At 60.1% G+C, this 25,439-nt stretch carries 23 protein-coding genes; 19 read left to right on the forward strand and 4 right to left on the reverse strand.

The genetic code is table 11. The annotated features are described in order from the left end of the window. Positions 1-72 precede the first annotated feature (72 nt). From grpE to dnaJ, 3 genes are all read left to right on the forward strand, one after another. Positions 73-627: a nucleotide exchange factor GrpE gene (grpE, locus tag QEP12_RS03255; RefSeq protein WP_219163970.1), complete on the forward strand. Its 555-nt coding sequence runs from the start codon at positions 73-75 to the stop codon at positions 625-627. A 91-nt stretch (positions 628-718) separates the two neighbouring features. Next, positions 719-2,662 carry a molecular chaperone DnaK gene (dnaK, locus tag QEP12_RS03260; protein ID WP_284213325.1) on the forward strand — a complete coding sequence of 648 codons (1,944 nt, stop codon included), beginning with the start codon at positions 719-721 and terminating at the stop codon, positions 2,660-2,662. 97 nt (positions 2,663-2,759) lie between these two features. Next, positions 2,760-3,896, forward strand: coding sequence for a molecular chaperone DnaJ (dnaJ, locus tag QEP12_RS03265; protein ID WP_284213326.1), 1,137 nt, complete (start codon positions 2,760-2,762; stop codon positions 3,894-3,896). Between the two features lie 121 nt (positions 3,897-4,017). Here the strand turns inward: dnaJ and QEP12_RS03270 are convergent, their stop codons facing one another. Beyond that, a complete protein-coding gene (locus QEP12_RS03270; RefSeq protein WP_284213327.1) occupies positions 4,018-4,179 on the reverse strand; it encodes a hypothetical protein in 162 nt (53 codons plus the stop codon). Between the two features lie 201 nt (positions 4,180-4,380). On the opposite strand from QEP12_RS03270, the gene QEP12_RS03275 reads away from it, so the two are divergent. From QEP12_RS03275 to accD, 12 genes are all read left to right on the forward strand, one after another. Next, positions 4,381-5,322, forward strand: a complete 942-nt coding sequence (locus QEP12_RS03275; RefSeq protein ID WP_284213456.1) for a LysR family transcriptional regulator — start codon at positions 4,381-4,383, stop codon at positions 5,320-5,322. 41 nt (positions 5,323-5,363) lie between these two features. Next, entirely contained in the window at positions 5,364-6,785 is a 1,422-nt protein-coding gene (gene leuC, locus QEP12_RS03280; protein WP_043379100.1) for a 3-isopropylmalate dehydratase large subunit, read from the forward strand. Between the two features lie 40 nt (positions 6,786-6,825). Next, the gene (locus tag QEP12_RS03285) at positions 6,826-6,951 is read left to right on the forward strand and encodes an entericidin A/B family lipoprotein (RefSeq protein ID WP_174863046.1); all 126 of its coding nucleotides are present in this window, start codon (positions 6,826-6,828) and stop codon (positions 6,949-6,951) included. Between the two features lie 26 nt (positions 6,952-6,977). Beyond that, complete coding sequence (leuD, locus tag QEP12_RS03290; protein WP_284213328.1) at positions 6,978-7,634, forward strand: 3-isopropylmalate dehydratase small subunit; 657 nt, start codon at positions 6,978-6,980, stop codon at positions 7,632-7,634. 132 nt (positions 7,635-7,766) lie between these two features. Continuing rightward, entirely contained in the window at positions 7,767-8,843 is a 1,077-nt protein-coding gene (gene leuB / locus QEP12_RS03295; protein ID WP_284213329.1) for a 3-isopropylmalate dehydrogenase, read from the forward strand. A gap of 385 nt (positions 8,844-9,228) precedes the next feature. Continuing rightward, entirely contained in the window at positions 9,229-10,341 is a 1,113-nt protein-coding gene (asd, locus tag QEP12_RS03300) for an aspartate-semialdehyde dehydrogenase (RefSeq protein ID WP_284213330.1), read from the forward strand. A gap of 393 nt (positions 10,342-10,734) precedes the next feature. Then, complete coding sequence (locus tag QEP12_RS03305) at positions 10,735-13,503, forward strand: motility hub landmark protein FimV (protein ID WP_284213331.1); 2,769 nt, start codon at positions 10,735-10,737, stop codon at positions 13,501-13,503. Between the two features lie 49 nt (positions 13,504-13,552). Further along, on the forward strand, positions 13,553-14,368 hold the full coding sequence (truA, locus tag QEP12_RS03310; protein WP_219163962.1) for a tRNA pseudouridine(38-40) synthase TruA: 816 nt from the start codon (positions 13,553-13,555) through the stop codon (positions 14,366-14,368). 24 nt (positions 14,369-14,392) lie between these two features. Further along, positions 14,393-15,112, forward strand: a complete 720-nt coding sequence (locus tag QEP12_RS03315; RefSeq protein WP_174863045.1) for a phosphoribosylanthranilate isomerase — start codon at positions 14,393-14,395, stop codon at positions 15,110-15,112. Positions 15,113-15,117: 5 nt separating this feature from the next. Beyond that, a complete protein-coding gene (gene trpB, locus QEP12_RS03320; protein WP_284213332.1) occupies positions 15,118-16,386 on the forward strand; it encodes a tryptophan synthase subunit beta in 1,269 nt (422 codons plus the stop codon). Then, on the forward strand, positions 16,383-17,204 hold the full coding sequence (gene trpA / locus QEP12_RS03325) for a tryptophan synthase subunit alpha (protein WP_174863044.1): 822 nt from the start codon (positions 16,383-16,385) through the stop codon (positions 17,202-17,204). Before trpB ends, trpA begins: the two co-directional genes overlap by 4 nt. Positions 17,205-17,268: 64 nt before the next feature. Continuing rightward, the gene (gene accD, locus QEP12_RS03330; RefSeq protein ID WP_219163960.1) at positions 17,269-18,150 is read left to right on the forward strand and encodes an acetyl-CoA carboxylase, carboxyltransferase subunit beta; all 882 of its coding nucleotides are present in this window, start codon (positions 17,269-17,271) and stop codon (positions 18,148-18,150) included. 126 nt (positions 18,151-18,276) lie between these two features. On the opposite strand, the gene QEP12_RS03335 is transcribed toward accD, so the two are convergent. Beyond that, a complete protein-coding gene (locus QEP12_RS03335) occupies positions 18,277-18,846 on the reverse strand; it encodes a YggT family protein (protein WP_174863042.1) in 570 nt (189 codons plus the stop codon). Between the two features lie 127 nt (positions 18,847-18,973). On the opposite strand from QEP12_RS03335, the gene QEP12_RS03340 reads away from it, so the two are divergent. From QEP12_RS03340 to QEP12_RS03355, 4 genes are all read left to right on the forward strand, one after another. Then, entirely contained in the window at positions 18,974-19,612 is a 639-nt protein-coding gene (locus tag QEP12_RS03340) for an LON peptidase substrate-binding domain-containing protein (RefSeq protein ID WP_174863041.1), read from the forward strand. Between the two features lie 218 nt (positions 19,613-19,830). After that, complete coding sequence (gene lysS, locus QEP12_RS03345) at positions 19,831-21,378, forward strand: lysine--tRNA ligase (RefSeq protein ID WP_174863040.1); 1,548 nt, start codon at positions 19,831-19,833, stop codon at positions 21,376-21,378. Between the two features lie 226 nt (positions 21,379-21,604). Further along, a complete protein-coding gene (locus tag QEP12_RS03350) occupies positions 21,605-22,570 on the forward strand; it encodes a GGDEF domain-containing response regulator (RefSeq protein WP_246254195.1) in 966 nt (321 codons plus the stop codon). 147 nt (positions 22,571-22,717) lie between these two features. Continuing rightward, the gene (locus QEP12_RS03355; RefSeq protein ID WP_284213457.1) at positions 22,718-23,338 is read left to right on the forward strand and encodes a mechanosensitive ion channel family protein; all 621 of its coding nucleotides are present in this window, start codon (positions 22,718-22,720) and stop codon (positions 23,336-23,338) included. 143 nt (positions 23,339-23,481) lie between these two features. On the opposite strand, the gene purT is transcribed toward QEP12_RS03355, so the two are convergent. Together purT and QEP12_RS03365 are read right to left on the reverse strand one after the other, a co-directional pair. Further along, on the reverse strand, positions 23,482-24,699 hold the full coding sequence (gene purT, locus QEP12_RS03360; protein ID WP_284213333.1) for a formate-dependent phosphoribosylglycinamide formyltransferase: 1,218 nt from the start codon (positions 24,697-24,699) through the stop codon (positions 23,482-23,484). A gap of 162 nt (positions 24,700-24,861) precedes the next feature. Beyond that, positions 24,862-25,344 (reverse strand): hypothetical protein, encoded by a 483-nt coding sequence (locus QEP12_RS03365; RefSeq protein ID WP_284213334.1) that lies wholly within the window; start codon positions 25,342-25,344, stop codon positions 24,862-24,864. Between the last annotated feature and the right edge of the window lie 95 nt (positions 25,345-25,439).

Genomic DNA, 25,439 nt, shown 5'->3' on the forward strand with positions numbered 1-25,439 from the left:
AACTGCCCTTGAAAGTACAAAACCCGCCCCCAAGTGAACTAACAAGGTTCACTCTTTAGAGACGCTATCCACATGTCAGAACAAACCAATACGCCCCACGCAGCCCCTGTTGACGCCTCGCCTGAGGAAGTCGAAGCTGCGATGGCCGCTAATGTGGCCGACGAAATCTCTCGCCTGCAAGCCGAGCTGGCTGAACTCAAGGCCAAGAACGCCGAAATGGCTGACCATTTCCTGCGCGCCAAGGCTGAAGCCGAAAACATGCGCCGCCGCGCTGAAGAAGAGGTCAGCAAAGCGCGCAAATTCGGTATTGAAAGTTTTGCAGAAAGCCTGCTGCCCGTGTGCGACAGCTTGGATGCCGCTTTGGCGATTCAAAACGCAACGGCCGAGCAATTGCGCGAAGGCTCAGATGCCACCTTGCGCCAGCTGCAACACGCACTGGAGCGCAACAAAGTCATCTTGATCAATCCTGCAGCGGGCAGCAAGTTTGATCCCCACCAGCACCAGGCCATCTCCGTCGTGCCGGCAGACCAAGAAGCCAACACCGTAGTCACCGTGCTGCAAAAAGGCTACCTGATTGCAGAGCGCGTACTGCGCCCCGCCTTGGTCACTGTGGCAGCCCCCAAATAAACGTTAAAAAAACCTTATCAATTGGCTTGAAATCCTAGTAATCACCCTTAGTTACAAGCCAATCAAACATCACAGTATTCGGAGCATTCAAATGGGAAAAATCATTGGTATTGACTTGGGCACGACCAACAGCTGCGTGGCCATCATGGAAGGCAACAACACCCGCGTGATCGAAAACAGCGAAGGTGCGCGCACCACGCCTTCGATCATTGCGTACCAGGAAGACGGCGAAATTTTGGTGGGAGCTTCCGCCAAGCGCCAGGCCGTCACCAACCCCAAGAACACCATCTACGCTGCCAAGCGCCTGATCGGTCGCAAGTTCGACGAGAAGGAAGTGCAAAAAGACATCGACCTGATGCCTTTCACTATTGCCAAGGCTGACAACGGCGACGCATGGGTGGAAGTGCGCGGCCAAAAGCTGGCGCCACCCCAAATCTCCGCAGAAGTGCTGCGCAAGATGAAGAAGACCGCCGAGGACTTCTTGGGTGAAGAAGTGACCGAGGCCGTGATCACTGTGCCTGCTTACTTCAACGACGCGCAGCGCCAAGCAACCAAGGACGCAGGCCGTATCGCTGGCCTGGAAGTCAAGCGCATCATCAACGAACCAACTGCCGCTGCACTGGCCTTTGGCTTGGACAAGGTGGGCAAGGGTGACCGCAAGATCGCCGTGTATGACCTGGGCGGCGGTACGTTTGACGTGTCCATCATCGAAATTGCCGATGTGGATGGCGAAAAGCAGTTCGAAGTGCTGTCGACCAACGGCGACACGTTCCTGGGCGGCGAAGACTTTGACCAGCGCATCATCGACTACATCATTGCTGAGTTCAAGAAAGAGCAAGGCGTGGACCTGTCCAAGGACGTGCTGGCCCTGCAACGCCTGAAGGAAGCGGCAGAAAAGGCCAAGATTGAGCTGTCGAACTCTGCGCAGACCGACATCAACCTGCCTTACATCACTGCAGACGCCAGCGGCCCCAAGCACCTGAACATCAAGCTGACACGCTCCAAGCTGGAAGCTTTGGTGGAAGACCTGATCGAGCGCACCATTGCGCCTTGCCGCACGGCCATCAAGGATGCTGGCATCTCCGTGTCTGACATTCAGGACGTGATCTTGGTGGGCGGTATGAGCCGCATGCCCAAGGTGCAGGAAAAGGTCAAGGAATTCTTCGGCAAGGAACCCCGCAAGGACGTGAACCCTGACGAAGCCGTGGCCGTGGGTGCTGCCGTGCAAGGCCAAGTGCTGGCGGGCGACCGTTCTGACGTGCTGCTGCTGGACGTGACTCCGCTGTCCCTGGGTATTGAAACTCTGGGTGGCGTCATGACCAAGATGATCACCAAGAACACGACCATCCCCACCAAGTTTGCGCAGACCTTCTCGACCGCAGACGACAACCAGCCTGCGGTGACCATTAAGGTCTACCAAGGTGAGCGCGAAATGGCTTCGGGCAACAAGGCGCTGGGCGAGTTCAACCTGGAAGGCATTCCCGCAGCTCCACGCGGCGTGCCCCAGATTGAGGTGACTTTTGACATCGACGCCAACGGTATCTTGAACGTGTCCGCCAAGGACAAGGGTACCGGCAAGGAAAACAAGATCACCATCAAGGCCAACTCCGGTTTGTCGGAAGAGGAAATCCAGCAGATGGTCAAGGACGCTGAATTGAACGCGGCCGACGACAAGAAGAAGCTGGAACTGGTGCAAGCCAAGAACCAGGGCGAAGCCGCTGTACACAGCGTCAAGAAGAGCCTGGGCGAGCATGGTGACAAGCTGGAAGCCTCCGAGAAGGAAGCCATCGAAGCTGCTGCCAAGGACTTGGAAGAAGCCCTCAAGGGTGAAGACAAGGAAGCCATCGAGGCCAAGACCACGGCCCTGATGACAGCCAGCCAGAAGCTGGGCGAGAAGGTGTACGCCGAAGCCCAGGCTGCTGCAGCCGCAGGCGGCGCGGAAGCGGCTCCCGAAGCTGCGCAGGCACAGTCCAAGCCCGCAGGCTCCAGCGATGACGACATCGTCGACGCGGAAGTCAAGGAAGTGAAGAAGTAATTTGGACGCAGCGGCATACGTGACCGCTTGCCGCCGCGCTGCCGCCTGCCAAGGCGACTTGCGCGGCGTTCCTGTTTTTTACCGTCTGTAAATACCAATGTCCAAACGCGACTTTTACGAAGTCCTCGGCGTCAGCAAGACTGCCTCGGACGAAGAACTGAAAAAGGCCTACCGCAAGCTGGCCATGAAGTACCACCCTGACCGCAATCAGGGCGAGCAAGCCAAGGAAGCCGAAGAGAAGTTCAAAGAGGTCAAAGAGGCCTACGAAATGCTCTCGGACAGCCAAAAGCGCGCTGCTTATGACCAATACGGTCACGCCGGCGTGGATCCCAACAGCGGCATGGGTGGCGGTTTTGGCGGCGGCGGTGGCTTTGCTGAAGCCTTTGGCGATATTTTTGGCGACATGTTCGGCGGTGGCCGCGCAGGGGGTGCACGCGGCGGCCGTCAGGTCTACCGCGGCAACGACCTGAGCTACTCCATGGAAATCACCCTGGAAGAAGCCGCCAAGGGCAAAGATGCGCAAATCCGCATCCCCAGCTGGGACAGCTGCGACACCTGCCACGGCAGCGGCGCCAAACCCGGCACCAGCCCCAAGACCTGTACCACCTGCGGTGGCCAAGGCTCGGTGCAAATGCGCCAGGGCTTTTTCAGCGTGCAGCAGACCTGCCCCCACTGCCGCGGCACGGGCAAGATCATTCCCGAGCCCTGCACCAGCTGCGGCGGCCAAGGCCGCATCAAGCGCCAGAAAACACTGGAAGTGAAGATTCCTGCGGGCATCGACGATGGCATGCGCATCCGCTCTTCCGGCAACGGTGAGCCCGGCATGAACGGCGGCCCTCCCGGTGATCTGTACATTGAAATTCGCATCAAAGAACACGACATCTTTGAGCGCGAAGGTGATGACCTGCACTGCCAAGTGCCTGTGAGCTTTATCACCGCCGCTTTGGGTGGCGAGATTGAAGTGCCCACGCTGCAAGGCAAGGCCGCGATCGACATTCCCGAAGGCACCCAGGCAGGCAAGCAGTTCCGCCTGCGTGGCAAGGGCATCAAGGGCGTGCGCTCCAGCTACCCCGGCGATTTGTACTGCCACATCGTGGTGGAAACCCCTGTGAAGCTGACCGAATACCAGCGCAAGCTGCTGCGCGAGCTGGAAGAATCCTTGAAAAAGGGTGGCGGCAAGCATTCACCCAACGGTGAAAGCTGGACCGACAAGCTCAAGCGCTTCTTCAGCTAACTGAACGCACTTCCCACAAGCCCTGCACTGCAGGGCTTTTTTCATTTCCAGGGGTTGCAACGCATCGCCAGCTCTATGAATCGACTCACGTCCGCAACAGGACTGTCAGCATGCACGCGCGCTACAAATTTGAAAGCACACAGTGCTTGCCAGTTAAGCGCTTGTTGGCATTTTGGATAGTATCCAGCACCATCAGCTGCGGCTTCGCCGGGCTTGCATACTCAGCGGCCACTGCTTCATAAAAAAGAGCTGGTGCCGCTTTGTTTTTGCTACTTTCAGCCATGAAGCACCTTGAAGTGCATGCAACACCAGCGCCAGGCACCCACTTTTTCACTAACAACACACCAGCCATCGCCAACCACGAAGGCTTTGCTGGTATTTTTATGCCCCAAGACTTCGCGTAGCGCGATGACAAGCAGCCTATCAGGGTGAGAAAATGCTTTTAACTTCTCAAAACGAGAAGACTGAAAAAGTGTTCCCCGCCATGAAAAATTCCGAGCGCAGTTTTGCACGCCGTATAGACCTGACCTCTTTGCAGTTGTTTGTCGCTGTGTGTGAGCTTGGCAGCATTGGTCGCGCTGCCGAACGAGAGTACATCGCAGCTTCCGCCGTGAGCAAGCGCCTGTCTGATCTGGAAGCCGCCGTGGATACGGCCTTGCTGTACCGCCACAGCCGTGGCGTCACCCTCACCCCCGCAGGCGAAAGCCTGTTGCACCATGCCCGCAACGTGCTGTATGGGCTGGAGCGCATGCAAGGCGAGCTCTCGGAATACGCCGATGGCGTGCGCGGCCATGTGCGCGTGCACGCCACCATCTCGGCCATCGTGCAGTTCTTGCCCGAAGACCTGGGCGCCTTCAGCAAAGAGCACCCCCAAATCAAGATCGATTTGCAAGAGCACCTGTCCGCCGACGTGCTGCAGGCTGTGCAAGAAGGCACGGCCGACATCGGCATTTGCAACATGGGCCAGGCCAACACCAATGGCCTGCAAACCCGCCCCTACCGCACCGACAAGCTGGTGCTGGTGGTGCCCCAAGACCACGCACTGGCCCAGCGCACATCGATTTCTTTTGAAGAAGTGCTGGAGTGGGACATTGTTGGCCTGCACGGCGGCAGCTCCATCAGCCTGGCCATGCGCGGCGCCGCAGCGCGCTCGGGCCACCCCTTACACCAGCGCATTCAGGTCACCAGCCTGGATGCCATGTGCCGCATGATCGACAACGGCCTGGGCGTGGGCCTGATCCCCGATCGCGCGTTTGAGCTCATGCACGGCGTGGGCCATTTGAAGAGTGTGCCGCTGACCGACGGCTGGGCCCAGCGCACGCTGAGTCTGGTGGCGCGTGATTTTGATGCGCTGCCCGTGACATCGCGTTTGCTGGTGGAACACCTCGGCAAAGGCTGGGTGCCAGCGGCCAAGGCGGCTGCCTAAAATTTCAGAGACAACTTTTTCCCACGAAGACGAGAACACTTATGGGCCGCACCCTTTACGACAAGATTTTTGACGAGCACGTCATCCACACCGAGGAAGACGGCACCTCCATCCTCTACATCGACCGCCATCTGGTGCACGAAGTCACCAGCCCGCAGGCGTTTGAAGGCCTGCGCCTGGCCGGTCGCAAGCTGTGGCGCATCAACTCCGTGGTCGCCACGGCCGACCACAACACCCCCACCACCGGCTGGGAGCGCGGTTACGACGGCATTGAAGACCCCATCAGCAAAGAACAAATCACCACGCTGAACACCAACATCGCCGAATTTGGCGCAGCCGCCTTTTTCCCCTTCATGGACAAGGGCCAGGGCATCGTCCACGTGATGGGCCCTGAGCAAGGCGCCACCCTGCCCGGCATGACCGTGGTCTGCGGCGACAGCCACACCTCCACCCACGGCGCCTTCGGCGCGCTGGCCCACGGCATCGGCACCTCCGAGGTCGAGCACGTCATGGCCACCCAGACCCTGCTGGCCAAGAAGGCCAAGAACATGCTGGTGCAGGTCAACGGCAAGGTCGCGCCCGGCGTGACAGCCAAGGACATCGTGCTGGCCATCATCGGCAAGATCGGCACCGCCGGCGGCACGGGCTACACCATCGAGTTTGCCGGCCAGGCCATCCGCGACCTGTCCATGGAAGGCCGCATGACCGTGTGCAACATGGCCATCGAGGGCGGCGCCCGCGCCGGCCTGGTGGCCGTGGACGACAAGACCATCCAGTACGTCAAGGGCCGCCCCCTGGCGCCCACCGGTGCGGAATGGGAGGCCGCCGTCGCCTACTGGAAGACGCTGCACTCCGACGCCGATGCCCAGTTCGACCACGTGGTCGAGCTGAACGCCGCCGACATCGTGCCCCAAGTGACCTGGGGCACCAGCCCCGAGATGGTGCTGGGCGTGGACGCCACCGTGCCCGATCCCGACAAGGAAAAGGACCCCAACAAGCGCGGCGCCATCGAACGCGCGCTGACCTACATGGCGCTGGAACCCGGCAAGCCGCTGAACGACATCTTTGTCGACAAGGTGTTCATCGGCTCGTGCACCAACAGCCGCATCGAGGACATGCGCGAAGCCGCCGCCGTGGTCAAGAAGCTGGGCCAGAAGGTGGCCAAGAACATCAAGCTGGCCATGGTCGTGCCCGGCTCCGGCCTGGTCAAGGAACAGGCCGAGCGCGAAGGCCTGGATGTGATCTTCAAGGCCGCCGGCTTTGAATGGCGCGAACCCGGCTGTTCCATGTGCCTGGCCATGAACGCCGACCGCCTGGAGCCCGGCGAGCGCTGCGCGTCCACCTCCAACCGCAACTTCGAAGGCCGCCAGGGTGCGGGCGGACGTACGCACCTGGTGAGCCCCGCCATGGCAGCGGCAGCGGCCATCCACGGTCACTTTGTGGACATCCGCAAGTTCGCTTAACACCATTCTTACCAAGACAACGAGACCAGGAGATACCGTCATGAAGCCTTCCTTCACGATTCTTTTGATCGGTTTGGCCTTCACGCTGGCCGCTTGCAACACCGTCCAAGGCATTGGCCAAGACGTGCAAAAAGCGGGCAACGCCATCGAACGCGCCGCGCGTTGATCTGACCTACGGACACTTCGAACGTCATGCAAAAATTCACCGTACACAAGGGCCTCGTGGCCCCCATGGACCGCGAAAACGTCGACACCGACGCCATCATTCCCAAGCAGTTCCTCAAGTCGATCAAGAAGACCGGCTTTGGCGTGAACGCGTTTGACGAATGGCGCTACCTGGACCAACCCGGCCAGCCCGGTGTGCCCGAGTCCGCACGCAAGCCCAACCCCGACTTTGTGCTGAACCAGCCACGCTACAAGGGCGCCAGCATCTTGCTCACCCGCAAGAACTTTGGCTGCGGCTCCAGCCGCGAGCACGCGCCCTGGGCGCTGGATCAGTATGGTTTTCGCGCCATCCTGGCGCCCAGCTTTGCCGACATCTTCTTCAACAACAGCTTCAAAAACGGCCTGCTGCCCATCGCACTGCCCGAGACCACGATCGACCTGCTGTTTAACGAAGTGAACGCCTTCCCTGGCTATGAGCTGACGATTGACCTGGAGCGCCAGGTCATCGTGCGCCCCCAGGGTGAAGAAATTCCGTTTGACGTGATTCCCTTTCGCAAGTACTGCCTGCTCAACGGTTTTGACGACATCGGCCTGACCATGCGCCACGCCGACAAGATCAAGGCCTTTGAAGCCGAGCGCCTGGCGCAAAAGCCCTGGCTGTCGCACAGCCTGGTCCAAGCCTGAGCACGCAACAGCCCACGCATATCTATAAATAAATGAGCTGCCAGCGCTCGTTATTTATAGATTTCAGATGCTTTTGTATTTGAAACCTATGAATAACCAGCGCCAGCAGCTATCAAAAAGTTGAGGAATATGATGAAAATCGCAGTCTTGCCCGGTGATGGCATTGGCCCCGAAATCGTTGCCGAGGCCGTGAAAGTGCTCAACGCACTGGATCTGGATTTGGAGATGGAAACCGCGCCCGTAGGCGGTGCCGCCTACGAAGCCGCAGGCCACCCCCTGCCACCCGCCACGCTGAAGCTGGCGATGGAATCGGACGCCGTGCTGTTTGGCGCCGTGGGCGACTGGAAGTACGACACGCTGGACCGCCCCCTGCGCCCCGAGCAAGCCATTTTGGGCCTGCGCAAGCACATGGGCCTGTTTGCCAACTTCCGCCCTGCGATCTGCTACAAGGAACTGACGCATGCGTCGAGCCTCAAGCCCGAGCTGGTGGCAGGCCTGGACATCCTCATCATCCGCGAGCTGACCGGTGACATCTACTTCGGCCAGCCGCGCGGCCGCCGCATTGCCGAAGACGGTCACTTCCCCGGCGCCGAAGAAGCCTTCGACACCATGCGCTACTCGCGCCCCGAGATCGAGCGCATTGCCCACGTGGCCTTCCAGGCCGCCCAAAAGCGTAGCAAGCGCGTAACCAGCGTGGACAAGGCCAACGTGCTGGAGACTTTCCAGTTCTGGAAGGACATCGTCACCGAGATCGGCAAACAGTACCCCGATGTGGCCCTGGACCACATGTACGTGGACAACGCCGCCATGCAACTGGTGAAAGACCCCAAGCGCTTTGACGTGGTGGTGACGGGCAATATGTTTGGCGACATCTTGAGCGACGAAGCCTCCATGCTGACCGGCTCCATCGGCATGCTGCCTTCGGCCTCCTTGAACGCGCAAGGCCAAGGTCTGTACGAGCCCAGCCACGGCTCGGCCCCCGACATCGCAGGCAAGGGCATTGCCAACCCACTGGCCACCATCTTGTCGGCGGCGATGATGCTGCGCTTCTCGCTGCAGCAAGAAGCCGCCGCACAAAAGATCGAAGCGGCCGTGCAAAAGGTGCTGGCCGACGGCCTGCGCACTGCCGACATCTACAGCGAAGGCACCACCAAGGTATCCACCCGCGAAATGGGCGATGCCGTGGTGGCCGCACTGGCGGCGGTCTAAAACCCCAAGCCGCGTGGCGCAGGGCGCACGCGGCTTTTTTCTGGCGGCTAATGTCTGCACAGAAAATTTCAGGTGTTGTGGCGTGCATTTGCCGCCACAATCACCGCCAAACCCCTTGCGGCGGGCGGAGATTAGATTCTCTAAAGCCGCATTAGTTAAGCTACAATTTATGTCCATGTTTGCCGCCCACATCCTTACAGCCTCTCACAACACTGCCTTGCTGGCAGGCGTGGCCGTGCGCGCGACAACCACGACAACGACGATTAAAGGCTGACCCAGCCCGGTTCGTCGTGCGCCCTTTTCCGGCCAGACGAGCCGGGTGCAGAAAGCCAGATTGAGCACTTTCACATCTGTTTTCGCAACTTCTTCTTAAGGGCGTTTCAAAATGAGCAAGCAATTGGTAGGTTTGGTGGGCTGGCGCGGCATGGTCGGCTCCGTATTGATGGACCGCATGCAGGCCGAGGGCGACTTTGACCTGATCGAGCCCGTGTTCTTCTCCACCTCCAACGCCGGCGGCAAGGCCCCGGCCATGGCAACGGTGCACACCCAGCTGAAGGACGCCAACGACATCGCCGAGCTGTCCAAGTGCGACATCATCATCACTTGCCAGGGCGGCGACTACACCAAGGAAGTGTTCCCCAAGATCCGCGCTGCGGGCTGGAACGGCCACTGGATTGACGCGGCTTCCTCCCTGCGCATGGAAGACGACGCCGTCATCGTGCTCGACCCCGTCAACGACGATCTGATCAAGTCCAAGCTGGCCGCCGGCGGCAAGAACTGGATTGGCGGCAACTGCACCAACTCCATCCTGCTGATGGGTCTGGGCGGCTTGTTCAAGGCCGGTCTGGTGGAGTGGGTGTCTTCCATGACTTACCAAGCAGCTTCGGGCGGCGGCGCCAACCACATGCGCGAGTTGCTCAAGGGCATGGGCGTGGTACACGCGGCCGTGGCTGACGAGCTGGCAACGCCTGCTTCCGCCATTCTCGATATCGACCGCAAGGTGGCCCAAACCATCCGCGAAGACGTGCCCACCGAATTCTTCGGCGCACCGCTGGCCGGCGGACTGATCCCCTGGATCGACGTGCAACTACCCAACGGCCAATCCAAGGAAGAGTGGAAGGGCCAGGCTGAAGTGAACAAGATTTTGGGCACCGCCGCCACTATTCCTGTCGACGGCCTGTGCGTGCGCATTGGCGCCATGCGCTGCCACTCCTTGGCTTTGACTTTGAAGCTGAAGAAGGACTTGCCTTTGGCCGAGATCGAAGCACTGATCAAGGGCGGCAACCCCTGGGTTAAGTTCGTGGCCAACGACCGTGCAGAAACCGTCAAGGAACTGACACCTGCTGCCACCACCGGCGGCCTGGAAGTGGCCGTGGGCCGCGTGCGCAAGCTGAACATGGGCCCCGAATACGTGTCGGCCTTCGTGATTGGTGACCAGTTGCTGTGGGGCGCTGCCGAACCCCTGCGTCGCATGCTGCGCATCCTGCTGGCCAAGTAAGCCCTGCTCGGCCGCCCATAAAAAAGGAAGCTACGGCTTCCTTTTTTCTTTCCATGGTGCTTTGCGCTTTGTCGCCCACAGACAACATCCCCTACCCACACACAGCATCGCCCGCACACCAGGGGAATTGACCGCCGCAACCGCCGCCAAACTGGCAGCAAGCGCGCACACTTCCGCCTTACAGCGCGGTTGTGCTTGTCATAATCAAGACTTTGACAACATCCATGCCCTAAAAAGCCTTGTTTTTCGGGCTTTGGCTTGGCTTGTCACCCTCTGGCATTGCTGCTAATGTCTTTGCCAATGTCGCACCAGTGGGAGAGGCTGCGTGCAGCGCCCCAATAAGAACACCCGCCGTAATCACTTCGGCCCAACATTTTGAACGTGACCACAAACATGCATCGTTGGAAACTTTCAGCCTTGGCTGCAGCCGCATTTGTCTCTGCTGCACTAACCACCACCGATGCGTGGGGGTTGTCGCTGGGATCGTTGAATGTGCGCTCCGCACTGGGCGAGAACCTGCAGGCTGAAATTGCCATCCCCCAAGCCACCGCCGCAGAAATCAATAGCTTGGTCGCCCAAATCGCCTCGGCCGAAACCTTTCGGGCTCAGGGTATGGACTACAGCAATGCTGCACGCTCCATCCAAGTGCAACTGCAGCGCAACGCAGATGGCACAGCCAGCCTGCGCCTGAGCAGCACTACGCCCATCCAAGAGCCTTTTGTCGATTTGGTGCTGGAGACGCAGTGGAGTACCGGCCGTCTGGTGCGCAGCTACACCCTGCTGTTAGACCCACCTGCAGCGCAACGCAATGCCCCGGCTCCGGTGGCGCCGCCACAAATCACGGCTCCAGCCAACCCATCGGTTGCGGCTCGCAACTACAACTCCAGTGCAGCGCCACGCCAGCGCGCCACCGCACCTACAACTACCACGACCCCTGCAACCCCTGCGGCGCCTGCCGCTTCCAGCGAAGCAAGTACACGCGTTCGCCCGGGCGATACTGCAGGCCGCATTGCCAATACCCACCGTCAGGCGGGCGTTTCCCTCGACCAAATGCTCGTGGCCATGCTGCGCAGCAACCCTGATGCATTTATCAACGGCAACGTCAACCGCCTTCGTGCAGGTGCCGTCGTGCAGGTGCCCAGCCGCGATCAAGCACTGGAAACCTCCAAAACAGAGGCCCGCCAAATCGTTGCAGCGCAAAGCCGTGACTTCAATGCCTATCGCCGCAGCTTGGCATCAAAAGCGCCGCAAGCCGCCGTACAGGCTGCCGACCGCAGCTCTGGCGGGCAGGTGCAAGCGCGCGTCGAAGAAACACGCCCCAGCGCCGAAACACCTGACAAGCTGACCCTTTCCAAGGGTTCTGTACAGAATGCAGCTGCAGAAGCCAAGGTAGCCGAGCAAAAGCAGGCCAGCGACCAAGACAACCGCCTGAATGAGTTGCAGCGCAACTTGGCAGAGCTCAATGACTTGGCCCAAAACTCCGCAAATACAGCGCCCGCGACTGCCGCCGCAAGCACCAAGCCTGATGCCCCAGCGGCAGCCCCAGACGTGACGAATGCCGCCGCTGCAGCAGCACCTTCTCTGGAAGTGGCCAACGCCACTGCTGCAGCCGCCAGTGAAGCCAATGCCCCAGCCGCGATAGAAGCGGGTGCAGCGCCTTCTGCAGAGACAGCGCAAGAAGCATCGCCCCCTACACCGCAAGCCGACGCCACACCCGCCAAGAAGCAGGCACCTGTCGCACCCGCGCCTACGCCAGCGGCAGAAGCTTCGGTCATGGATGAATTGCTGGACAACCCCTTGGTGCCAGCCGGTGCAGGTTTGGTTGCTGTACTTTTGGGCTTGCTGGGCTATACCGCATGGAAGCGCCGCCGCACAGCGCAAACTGCACAAGACCCCAGCCTGGGAGACAGCCAGCTGCAGCCAGACTCTTTCTTTGGCAGCAGCGGCGGTCAGCAGGTTGACACCAGCAGCGCAGATGCGGGTGCCTCCACCATGGCCTACTCCCCCAGCCAGCTGGATGGGGGCGGGGATGTAGACCCTGTCGCCGAAGCCGATGTCTATCTGGCATATGGCCGTGATGTGCAGGCCGAGGAAATCCTGAAGGAGGCACTGCGCAGCCAACCCGGCCGCTTGTCGATTCACGTGAAATTGGCAGAAATCTATGTCAAACGCCATGACATCAAGGCACTGGAAGGCATTGCACGTGCCATGCAAGACGTCAGCAGCAGCCAAGATCCCGAATGGCAACGGGTGGTGGAAATGGGCCGCCACATGGACCCCACCAACCCGTTCTTCGCAGCGGCCAACACAGCGGCAGGCACTGCCAGCAACAAGCCTACTTCGCCATTTGCCGCCGCATTGAACTCCGTCAAACCCGAGCACACGGGCAACGCCGCAGCTGCCGCAGTCGCTACCGCTGCCACCGTGGCGGCCGCCCAGCCGCTGCCCGATATAGACCTGAATTTGGGTTTGCCGGATGACGGCCTCAGCCATGCCGCCGCACCCGCCCCCACCACCACCCCAGCATCCACGGTATCTGCTGCCCCTACAGCGCCGCTGCCATCGGATGACGACTTCGCTTCCTTGGAACTGCCAAGCGTCTTGGACAGCCAGCTCGATGTGTCTGCAGCCCCTGAGCCGCAAGACCCGCCCACGTTGATACAAGACACGCTGATGGCCCAAGACGACAGCGCCCATGATTTGAGCGGCTTGGATCTGGACCTCTCTGGTTTCGATGTTCCGTCCATGGCGGAGCCCAGCTCGGCGCCTGCAGCGCCCTCCTCTGTGGCAGAGCCTGCACCAGCCATCGATGCAGGCCTTGACTTTGACTTGAGCACGCCCGTCACCCCAGAAGAGCTGCCATCACCCGCTAGCCCGGTCGTAGAACCTGCGGCAGCACCAGACACTACCGAAGCCAGCGACCTGGACTTTGACCTCGGTTCCCTCGATCTGGACTTGGGTGATGCCGCAGCGCCAGCAGCACCAACACAGCCCGTGCACAATCTGGCCGATGACCCCCTGTCCACCAAGCTTGACTTGGCACAGGAATTCAACGCTATCGGCGACAGCGAAGGTGCCCGTGCCTTGATCGAAGAAGTGCTGGCAGAAGCCAGCGGATCGCTCAAGGAACGTGCACAAAAAATGCTGTCTGAATTGGATTGATGATTTGCATTTTTTCTGAAGCGGCTGCGCCGCTTCCCCTGGAGCCGCCATGCGCATAGCCCTCGGGGTAAGTTACAACGGCCAGACCTACAACGGCTGGCAAAGCCAAACGAACGGCAACACCGTTCAAGACAAACTCGAAGCGGCCTTAGGCCGCTTTGCTACGCATAGCATCTCCACTTTGTGCGCGGGCCGCACGGACTCTGGGGTGCACGGGCTCATGCAGGTCGTGCACTTCGACACCGCAGTGCAACGCCCGGAAAGCGCCTGGGTGCGTGGCACCAACAGTTTTTTACCGCCCGATATTGCCGTGCAATGGGCGCGTGCTGTACCTGATGCGTTTCACAGCCGGGCCTGCGCCACCTCGCGCCGCTACGCTTATGTGCTGCTGCAGTCGCCCGTGCGCCCCAGCGTGGAAACGGGCCGCGTGGGCTGGGTGTTCAATGCGCTCAATGGTGACGCCATGCGCCAAGCTGCGGCGTATCTGATTGGTGAGCACGATTTTTCGTCGTTCCGCGCTTCGGCCTGCCAAGCCCTGTCCCCCGTCAAAACCTTGCACCGGCTGGACATCACGCGCCGCAGCGTGGCCGACTCGCTGCACCGGGAGATGGAGTGCTGCTACTGGCGCTTTGAGTTTGAAGGCAGTGCTTTCTTGCACCACATGGTGCGCAACATCATGGGCTGCTTGGTGGCCATTGGGGATGGCTCTTACGCGCCAGAGTGGATGGAGCAGGTCTTGGCAGCACGCTCTCGGGATGCCGCAGCCCCCACTTTCTCGCCCCACGGCCTGTATTTCATGGGCCCTGTTTACGGTAGCGAATGGAATTTGCCGGATCGCGTTCCCGGTTTCGACTGGCTCCCTTAAGCATCAAATTGGCATCAAACCTTTATGGAACAAGCGCTGACAGCTCCTATTTCTCGCACTCGCATCAAAGTCTGCGGGCTGACCCGTGAATGCGATGTCGATGCCGCCGTGGCTGCGGGCGTCGACGCCTTGGGCTTTGTGCTCTACGCGCCCAGCCCGCGCGCCGTGAGCTTGGAGCGCGCCACCCAATTGGCGCAGCGGCTGCCACCGTTTGTCACGCCTGTGCTGCTGTTCGTCAATGCCAGCGCCGCTGAAGTCAGCGCTGCGGTACGCGCCATTCCGCACGCATTGCTGCAGTTTCATGGGGACGAAACCCCTGAAAGCTGCGCGCTGGCCACCGAAAATGGGCGCCACCGTTTCCTGCGCGCTGCACGCATTCCCCTAGGTAACGACGCCAAGGGCTTTGACCTCGTAAAATACGCCGATCATTACTCTCAGGCCCAGGCCATTTTGTTAGACGCCCATGTGGACGGCTACGGTGGTGCAGGCAAAGCATTCAATTGGTCACTCCTTCCAACAAGCGTCAGCGCTCACCTCGTTTTGTCTGGTGGACTTACGCCTGCAAACGTGACCGATGGCATCCGCCAGGTGCGACCCCGCTGCCTGTCTTTGGCAGTTGATGTCAGCTCCGGCGTCGAAGCCACCAGCCCCGAAGGCCAAACGCTCAAGGGCATCAAGGATGCTGAAAAGATTCAACGCTTCGTTGCAGCCGTGCGTGCTGCCGATGCACCACTGGCCCCCTAATCCTGATGTTTGAATATTCCTACCCCGATGCAAACGGCCACTTTGGCCCCTATGGCGGCAGCTTTGCCAGCGAAACCCTGACCCACGCCCTGGCGGAGTTGCGCGATGCCTATGCCAAATACCAGCACGACCCGGAGTTCGTTGCCGAATTCCGCTCTGAGTTGGCGCACTTCGTCGGCCGTCCTTCGCCGGTCTACCACGCCGCCCGCATGTCCAAAGAGATGGGCGGCGCGCAAATCTATCTGAAGCGTGAAGACCTGAATCACACCGGCGCGCACAAGATCAACAACGTGATCGGCCAAGCCATGCTCGCCAAGCGCATGGGCAAACCTCGCATCATTGCCGAGACCGGTGCGGGCCAGCACGGCGTAGCCACGGCAACGATTTGCGCGCGCTATGGCCTGGAGTGTGTGGTCTACATGGGGGCCGAGGACGTCAAGCGCCAAAGCCCCAACGTCTACCGCATGAAGCTGCTGGGCGCCACCGTGGTGCCGGTGGAGTCTGGCTCCAAGACCCTCAAGGACGCGCTGAACGAAGCCATGCGCGACTGGGTGGCCAACGTGGACAACACCTTCTACATCATCGGCACGGTGGCCGGACCGGCCCCCTACCCCGCCATGGTGCGCGATTTCCAGAGCGTGATCGGCGAAGAGTGCCTGACGCAGATGCCCGAGATCTTCAAGGAACTGAAGATGGCCGGCGAGCAGCCCGATGCGGTCGTTGCCTGCGTGGGCGGTGGCTCCAACGCCATGGGCATCTTCTACCCCTACATCCCATTTGAGAACACCCAGCTGATTGGCGTGGAAGCTGCGGGCGAAGGCCTGGACACCGGCAAGCACTCGGCCTCGCTGCAAAAGGGCAGCGCGGGCGTGCTGCACGGCAACCGCACCTTCATCATGCAGGACGACAACGGCCAGATCATGGAGACCCATTCCATCAGCGCTGGCTTGGACTACCCCGGCGTGGGGCCTGAGCACGCCTGGCTGCAGGAGATCGGCCGTGCGCAGTACGTGGGCATCACCGACAAGGAAGCGCTGGAAGCCTTCCACTACCTGTGCCGCGTCGAGGGCATCATTCCTGCGCTGGAGTCCAGCCATGCCGTGGCCTATGCCATGAAGCTGGCCAAGACCATGAAGCCCGAACAATCCATCCTGGTCAACCTGTCTGGCCGGGGGGACAAGGACATCGGCACCGTGGCCGATCTGTCGGGTGTAGATTTTTACGACCGCCCATCGATGCGCGGTCTGACTGTCAAGGGAGGGCCCGCTGCATGAGCCCACAACCATCCAGAATTGCTGCCACTTTCGAAAAACTGAACCAGGAAGGCCGCAAGGCCCTCATCCCCTTCGTGACGGCTGGCTATCCGTTTGCCGCCATCACGCCCTCGCTGATGCACGGCATGGTGGAAGCAGGCTCAGACATCATCGAGCTGGGGGTGCCGTTCTCGGACCCCATGGCCGATGGCCCCGTCATCCAGAAGGCCGGTGACCGCGCGATTGCCAATGGCGTGGGCCTCAAGCAGGTGCTGGCCTACGTGCGCGAGTTCCGCCAGAAGAACCACACCACCCCCGTGGTGCTGATGGGCTATGCCAACCCGGTGGAGCGCTACGACCAGGTACACGGCACGGACGCCTTCGTCAACGATGCCGCCGAAGCCGGTGTCGATGGCATATTAGTGGTGGACTACCCCCCTGAAGAGTCTGAAGCGTTTGCCGCCAAGCTGCGCGCCAAGGGCATGGACCAGATCTTCCTGCTGGCCCCCACCAGCACCGATGAACGCATCCAGCAAGTGGCGCGCATCGCCAGCGGCTATGTCTACTACGTCTCGCTCAAGGGGGTGACCGGCTCCAACGCACTGGATGTGGATGCTGTGGCAGCGATGATGCCCCGCATCAAGCAGCACATCCACGTCCCCGTAGGTGTGGGCTTTGGCATTCGCGACGGCCAAACCGCCCATGCGGTCGCCCAAATTGCGGATGCGGCCATCATTGGCAGCAAGATCATCCAATTGCTGGAAGATCAACCCCACGAAAAAATTGTCCCACTGGCCATTGATTTCTTGCGCGGTGTGCGCAAAACGATGGATGCATAATGCGCCCCCTGGCCCACATCCGTTGTATGTGTGCCAAGTGAGATTGCCCTAAAGAGGAAACCGTATGTCCTGGCTTGAAAAACTCCTGCCTGCCAAAATTCAGCAAACCGAACCCAAGGATCGCCAACAGCAGATTCCTGAAGGCCTGTGGGTCAAGTGCCCTAGCTGCGAAACGGTGCTGTACAAGACGGATCTGGAGAGCAACCAGAACGTATGCCCCACCTGTGGTCACCACCACCGTATTGGCGCGCGCGCCCGTCTGAACCATTTCCTGGACGGCGAAGGCCGCTATGAAATTGGTCAGGAAGTCATTCCTGTGGACCCACTGAAGTTCCAAGACAGCCGCAAATACCCCCAGCGCCTGAAAGAAGCGCTGGAAAACACCGGGGAAACCGATGCCCTGGTGGTCATGGGCGGCACGGTCAAGGGCATCGAGATGGTCGTCGCCTGCTTTGAATTTGACTTCATGGGCGGCTCCATGGGCTCCGTGGTCGGCGAGCGCTTTGTGCGCGGCGTGGAAACCGCGATCGAGCAAAAAGTACCCTTTCTGTGCTTTACCGCCACGGGTGGTGCGCGCATGCAAGAAGGCTTGCTGTCGCTGATGCAAATGGCCAAGACCAATGCAGCGCTGACCCGTCTGGCCAAAAAGGGCCTGCCTTACATCTCGGTACTGACCGACCCCACCATGGGTGGCGTTTCCGCGGGCTTTGCCTTCGTGGGCGACATCGTGATGGCCGAGCCCAAGGCGCTGATCGGCTTTGCCGGCCCCCGCGTGATCGAAACCACGGTGCGCGTGAAGCTGCCCGAGGGCTTCCAGCGCTCCGAGTTCCTGAAGGACAAGGGCGCCGTGGACATGATCGTCGACCGCCGCGCGCTGCGCGATACCGTGGCCAGCACCCTGGCCATGCTGCAGCGTCTGCCTGCTGACGCAGTGGTGCAAGACTAAGAACCGCGCACTGTTTGTGGTGCGTCACCCCACAAAAAAGGCTCCTAGGTAGGAGCCTTTTTTACGTCCTGCGCTTGCCACGGCTGCACAGCCAGCTAGCAAGGACTGAATACGCCAAACCGCGCCTTAGTACGCCACTGCCGTCATGCCGGAGAGCAGGCTGAACTGGATGTGCGAGAGCATCATCTGCATCACCTGCAAAGCAATGATGGCCACCAGCGCCGACAGATCAACACCGCCCACCAGAGGAATCAGTTTGCGCAGCGGGCGCAGCACAGGCTCACTCAGCCGGTGCAGGATGCCTGCAATGGGCGAATGCGGCTGCACCCACGACAAGATGGCATACACAATCAAGATACCAATCAGCCCCGTCAGCACCATGCGCAGCAGGCCAAAGATGGCCAGCACCAACACCATCAACGGATTGCCGACCGCGCCCAGCAGCAGCCACAGCAGCAGGTACTGCACCAGCATTACCAGCATCGCGGCCAGCAAGCTGGACAGGTCGTACTGCGTGCGGCTGGGCACCAGCTTGCGCAGCGGCATCACCAGCCAGTCGGACAGCGCAAACACCAGCTTGCCCACGGGGTTGTTGAAGGGAATGCGCTGTGCCTGCATGTACAGGCGCAGCAGGCAAGCGCCTGCCACCAAGCCGCAAACCACCTCCAGCAGAAATTGAAGAATTTGAACCATCATGGAGATCGAAAAGGTTGAATCACTACGTCAATAAAAACGCCCCACATGCAGGGCTGCGCGGCCTCAGCCTACGTTGACCCTCATGCACTGCAACCCATCATAGCCAAGCGTACTGCTGCTATAGACCATGACTTCTGCGCTGACACTGGTTTCTCTGCCCATTTTTCCGCTGCACACGGTGTTGTTTCCGGGCGGTGCATTGCCATTGCGGGTGTTTGAACCACGTTATCGCATGATGGTGCGCGGCTGCCGTGAGCAAGGTGCGCCATTTGGTGTGGTCACACTGCTCAGTGGCAGCGAAGTGCAACGCAGCCATGCCCCTGAAGAGCGCTTTTACCCGCTTGGCACTCTGGCGCATATTGATATGGTGGCCACACTGAGCTCAGGCTTGGAGCTGATTCACTGCGCAGGCCAAGACCGCTTTCGCATCACCACGGCGCGCCAACTCGCCAATGGTTTGTGGGTGGCGGATGTGCAACTGCTGCCCAGCGACATCACCACTCCCATCCCCGCAGACTTGCAACACGCTGCAGCGGCTTTGCGCCATGTGCTGCACAAGCTGTTGCAGCCGCACTTGGACCAGGCCACGGAACAACAGTTTGCAGATTGCGGCTGGGTGGCCAACCGCTGGTGCGAATTATTGCCGCTGACAGAGCAATTCCAGCTGCAACTGCTAGAGCTGGACAGCCCTTTGCTGCGCCTGGAGCTGATCACCGATGCCCTTGAAAGCGCAGGCATCGTGCCGCAGCAGCCTACAAAAACATAGCTGCCTGCGCTTATTGAATCTAGTTTTCAGGCACTTTCAGTGCTCAAATGCTTTAAATACAAGCGCTTAAAGCTCACTTTTTAGCAATTGTCCGGCGCACAGCACCGCCTTTCACACTGAAAGTGCCGAGATTGCAGCGCCTGCATGCCGAAGCAGCGCAAAAAAACTAAAATGCTCGGTTTTGGCAAGTCTTACCAGCCTTTGCGCTGCGCTCATCCATGTCTGAACAACACAACTCCCCCGAGGCAGAAGTCGCTGCCCCCCAAGACGAAAACAAACTGATTGCTGAGCGCCGCGAAAAACTGAAAGCCTTGCGCGAGTCCGTCAAGGCCCACGGTGGCGTGGCCTTCCCCAACGACTTCAAGCCCGCTGACCGCGCCCTGCCGCTGGTCGAAGCGCATGGTGCCAAGGAAGCCGAGGCGCTGGACGCCGAAGCCATCACCGTCTCGGTGGGCGGCCGCATGATGCTCAAGCGCGTTATGGGCAAGGCCAGCTTTGCCACCGTGCAAGACGCCACCGGCCGCATCCAGGCCTACATCACCCGCGACGCCGTGGGGGAGGAGGTCTACGCCGACTTCAAGAAGTGGGACCTGGGCGACATCATCGCCGTCGAAGGCCAGCTGATGAAGACCAAGACCGGCGAGTTGTCGATCAAGGCCACGCGCATCCGCCTGCTCACCAAGAGCCTGCGCCCCATGCCCGACAAGTTCCACGGCATGGCCGACCCCGAGCAGAAGGTGCGCCAGCGCTACGTCGACCTGATGATGAACGAAGACGCCCGCAAGCGCTTCGTGGCGCGCAGCAAGGCCGTGGCCGGCATCCGCGACTTCATGGTGCAACACGGCTTCCTGGAAGTCGAAACGCCCATGCTGCACCCCATCCCCGGTGGTGCCAACGCCAAGCCCTTCGTCACGCACCACAATGCGCTGGACCAGGAGATGTACCTGCGCATTGCGCCCGAGCTGTACTTGAAGCGCCTGATCGTCGGCGGTTTCGAGCGCGTGTTCGAAATCAACCGCAACTTCCGCAACGAAGGTATCTCGGTACGCCACAACCCCGAGTTCACCATGATGGAGTTCTACGCGGCCTACTGGAACTACCAGGACCTGATGGACTACACCGAGCAGCTGGTGCGCGACGCCGCCATGAAGGCCGTGGGCACGCTGGAGTGCACCTACGGCGGCAAGCCTGTGGATCTGACCAAGCCGTTTGAGCGCCTGACCATCCCTGAAGCCATCGTCAAGTACACCGAAGCCGGAGACAACGTGGCCAACCGCGACTGGCTGACCAATGCCCTCAAGAAGCTGGGGATGAACGAAGAGAAGGACAAGCTGTCCACCCGCTCGCTGGCCAGCCTGCAGGTGCTGTACTTCGAGGAAGTGGTGGAAGAGAAGCTGTGGAACCCCACCTTCATCATGGAGCACCCCACCGAAATCTCGCCGCTGGCGCGCGCCAACGACGAGCGCCCCGAAGTGACCGAGCGCTTTGAGCTGTACATCACTGGCCGTGAATTCGGCAACGGCTTCTCCGAGCTGAACGACGCCGAAGACCAGGCCGCGCGCTTCAACGCCCAGGTGGAAGCCAAGGACGGTGGCGACGACGAAGCCATGTACTTCGACCACGACTTCGTCCGCGCCCTGGAATACGGCATGCCCCCCACCGGCGGCTGCGGCATCGGCATTGACCGCCTGCTGATGCTGCTGACCGACAGCGCCAGCATCCGCGACGTGATACTGTTCCCCGCCCTGCGCCGCGAACATATCTAACGCACTTTCTCTGCAGCAGATCACAGGTGTACTCCGTTTTGGCGGAGTACACCTTTTTTTGCTTTGTGTTCCGGCGCAACCTCGCCAAACTGCGTACTTCTTCGCAGTTTTTTCGCTGGATCTTATGCATTCCCCAGACGAGCGCCCGACCACTGCCTTGGATGACCAAGGTCTTGCCTCCGGCACCACCCACCTGGCAGGTCAGGGTATTCAAAACATTCGGGTCATGGTGGTCGATGACCAAAACTCCGTGCGCTTGGCTTTGGCGTATGAGCTGCAGCGCAGCGGTGTCACCGAGGTCATCCAGGCTGCCGATGCAGAAAGCGCGGTCGCGCTCTTTCAGCAACATCGGCCAGACTTGGTTCTGCTGGACATTCGCCTGCCCGGCAAAAGTGGCTACTGGGTGGCTCGCCGCATTCGCGAAAGCGAGAACGGCGACTGGACACCCATCATCTTCCTCTCGGGCTTGGACAACGACCTGGATGTCTGGCAAGGCATTGAATCCGGGGGCGATGACTACCTGGTCAAACCCGTCAAACCCATTGTGCTGATGGCCAAACTGCGCGCCATGCAGCGTTTGCTGGATATGCGCCGCCGCTTGGTCAGCATGTCTGCCGAATTGCGCCTGGCCAACCAGCGCCTGAACCACATGGTGGAAATTGATGCGCTGACGGGCTTGACCAACCGCCGTGGCCTGGAGCGCCTGCTGCACTCCGAAATCCACGCTGCCCGGCGCGAGCAGCAGCCGCTGACCTTGATGCTATGCGATATTGATTTCTTCAAAAGCTACAACGACAACCTGGGCCATCTGGCGGGCGATGAATGCCTGCGTGAAGTGGCCCGATTGCTCAGGGATGTGTGCGTACGCCCCCGCGATATCGCCACGCGCTATGGCGGTGAAGAATTTGCCCTGGTGCTGCCCAACACCCCGCGCTCGGGCGCCATGACCTTTGCCCGCGCACTGTGCAGCGTGCTGCACAAGCGCGCCATTGCACATCCGCAAAGCGCCGCCTCACCCTTTGTCACGCTTTCTGGCGGTATTACCACCTGCATTCCCGACGAAAATACGGACGAAGAAAGCCTCATCATGCGTGCGGACCATGCGCTGTATGCCGCCAAAGCCGAAGGAAGAAACCGTTTTTTCAGCTTTGAAATGCAGATGGATACCATTGAGCAATTGCGCATGCGTTAGCCTTCGGGCCATATTTGTCTGTCCGGGCACCTTCTGGTGCCCTTCGCCTTTATGGCTTCTCTATTTATTGCCTTTGAAAAATAAGGAACCGCTTTTGTGACCTTGATTGACCGTTTATCCACCCTGCGCACTCGCCTTCCCGCCTGGATGCAAGACTGGATCGAGATTGCCATCCCCTTGCTGCAAATTTTGCTGATCGTGCTGGTCGCCTGGCTGCTGCACCGCCTGTTCAAACGCCTCATCCAACGCGCCAGCGCTCACTATGAGTTTCCACATGAGCTGCTCATGCCCATCCATGCAGTGGTGCGCTGGCTCATCATTGCGGGTTCGGTGCTGCTGATTTTGGAGCGCCTGGGCGTCTCCGCCAGTGTGCTGTGGTCGGCCTTTACCGGCTTTGCCACCGTGGGTGCCGTAGCCTTTTTTGCCGCGTGGAGCGTGCTGTCCAACCTGTTTTGCGCCTTCCTGATCTTCACCGTGGGCCCTTTCCGCGTGGGCGATCACATTGAAGTGCTGGACACCGCCGAAAAACCCGGCGCACTGGGCCGCGTGATCGACATCAACCTGCTCTACACCACGCTGGAAGATGCCACGGCGGCAGAGCCCGGCACGATGATTCAAATCCCCAACTCGCTGATCTTCCAGCGCGTGGTGCGCCGCTGGCGCATGGGCACCCCGGTGCCTGCGGACAAGCTGTACCAGGCGGCACCCGCCGCCCGCGAGACCACGGCAGAGCCTGCGCCTGCGCCCAAGACCGTGACTTTCCCGTAAACGCAGGCCGCGCTTCTCTTACTCCAAAAAGCCGCTGCTTCACGCCGAAGCAGCGGCTTTTTGCATGCCCGAACAATTCGTGCACTTTTCATGCACTTTTTAGCCTCTAGCGCTTATGCATCAAGCGCTAGCAGCTCTACTTTTTAAGGCTTTCGAGGATGTACCTTGCTGGCAGCCAACTTAGCCTGGGTGCGTGCTGTATCCACATCCGCCGCACGCGCCAGCGCCACCCCCATGCGGCGCTTGACAAAGCTCTCGGGCTTGCCAAACAGGCGCAGATCGGTGCCGGGAATCGCCAGCGCTTCGTCCACGCCATCGAACACCAGACCCTCGGCATCCTGGCCGCCATAAATCACAGCACTGGCGCCGGGATTGCGCAAGCTGGCATCCACAGGCAAGCCCAGAATGGCGCGGGCATGCAACTCGAACTCGCTTTGCCACTGGGTGCACAGCGTGACCAGCCCCGTGTCGTGCGGGCGCGGCGAGACTTCGCTGAACCACACTTGCTCGCCCTTCACAAACAGCTCCACACCAAACAAGCCCAGCCCGCCCAGGTCATCGGTCACGGCCTTGGCAATCTGGCACGATTTTTCCAGTGCCGCTGGGTGCATGGGGTGAGGTTGCCAGCTTTCGACATAGTCACCGGCTTGCTGAATGTGGCCCACGGGGTCACAGAAATGCGTTTCGATCTGGCCATCAGCACCCTTGGCGCGCACGGTCAGCTGGGTGATTTCGTAATCAAAGTCGATAAAACCTTCGACAATCACGCGCCCCTTGGCCACACGGCCACCTGCCATGGCGTAATCCCAGGCGGCTGCCACATCGGCGAGGCTGTCGATCTTGCTTTGCCCCTTGCCGGAGCTGCTCATCACGGGCTTGACCACACAGGGATAGCCAATGGCGGGCTGGCCATCACTGCCGTCAATCGCAGCTTGCAACTGCGCCAGCGAGTCGCAAAAGCGGTAAGGGCTGGTGGGCAGGCCCAGGGTTTCAGCCGCCAGACGGCGAATGCCTTCGCGGTCCATCGTCAGCCGCGCCGCGCGTGCGGTGGGGATGCAGGTGATAACGCCTGCGGCTTCCAGCTCTTCCAGCATCGGCGTGGCAATCGCTTCAATCTCGGGCACCACCAAATCCGGCTTGACGTCCTCAATCAGCGCCTTGAGCTGGGCGGGGTCGCTCATGGTGATGGTGCGCGCGTGGTGCGCCACCTGCTGGCCCGGCGCGTTGTCGTAGCGATCCACCGCAATGGTTTCCACGCCCAGGCGTTGCAGCGCAATCAAGACTTCTTTGCCCAATTCGCCGCTGCCCAGCAGCATGACTTTGGTGGCATTGGGAGACAGAGGGGTTCCAAGGGTGGTCATAGCAAAAGTTTTCAAGAGAAGAATGCGCTACGTTTCTCAGCAGCAAGCCTCTCATCATAATTTCCATATAAACCCTATAAGAAATTACGAATTCAAAATTCAAGGCAATGACCGCAGCAACTCCAACCTGCACACCCCATCACCAGGCTTGCTGCGCTGCGTTTAATGCGTCGTAGGCTTTACTGCCTGTGGCGCAGCTTGGTCTTTGCGAGGAATCTCTGCCTGCGCAAAGTCCATATCTTCCGTCCACACCACACTGTCCCAGACCCAAGGGCTGCTCGCTGTTTCCAGACTGAGCACGTGCACGCCCACCATATCTTTGGCACGCCCTTTGAGCCACTCGACCTGGTCATCGCGCACAAACACCAGCAAGCCAATGCTCCAGTCACTCCCAACAACTTGCAGACGCTGCAGCTGCTCGAGCAAAGGGGCATACCACTTCTCTACACGCTGATTGATCTTGTCCACCAGCCCCAGTGGGTAGCCCGATGCACTGACCTCCACCACCCACACCTGGCGTTTGGCCGGCCGCAGCGCTACGAAGCTGGGGCACATCCAACCAGCTGCGACGTCGTACTGCGCTGCAATAAAGGTGTCGCCATTGGCAGTTAACAACTGCATGACCGCTTCATCGTGTCGATCCATGCCTACCCTTTCAGAGTTTTTAATAGCTACCTGCGCTTTACAGACAAGCGTTAGCGCCCTATTTTGCTTATAAAAAAAGGAGCCGCAATGGCTCC

The sequence above is a fragment of the Comamonas jiangduensis genome, from assembly GCF_030162955.1.
GTDB classification, from domain to species: Bacteria; Pseudomonadota; Gammaproteobacteria; order Burkholderiales; family Burkholderiaceae_C; genus Comamonas; species Comamonas jiangduensis.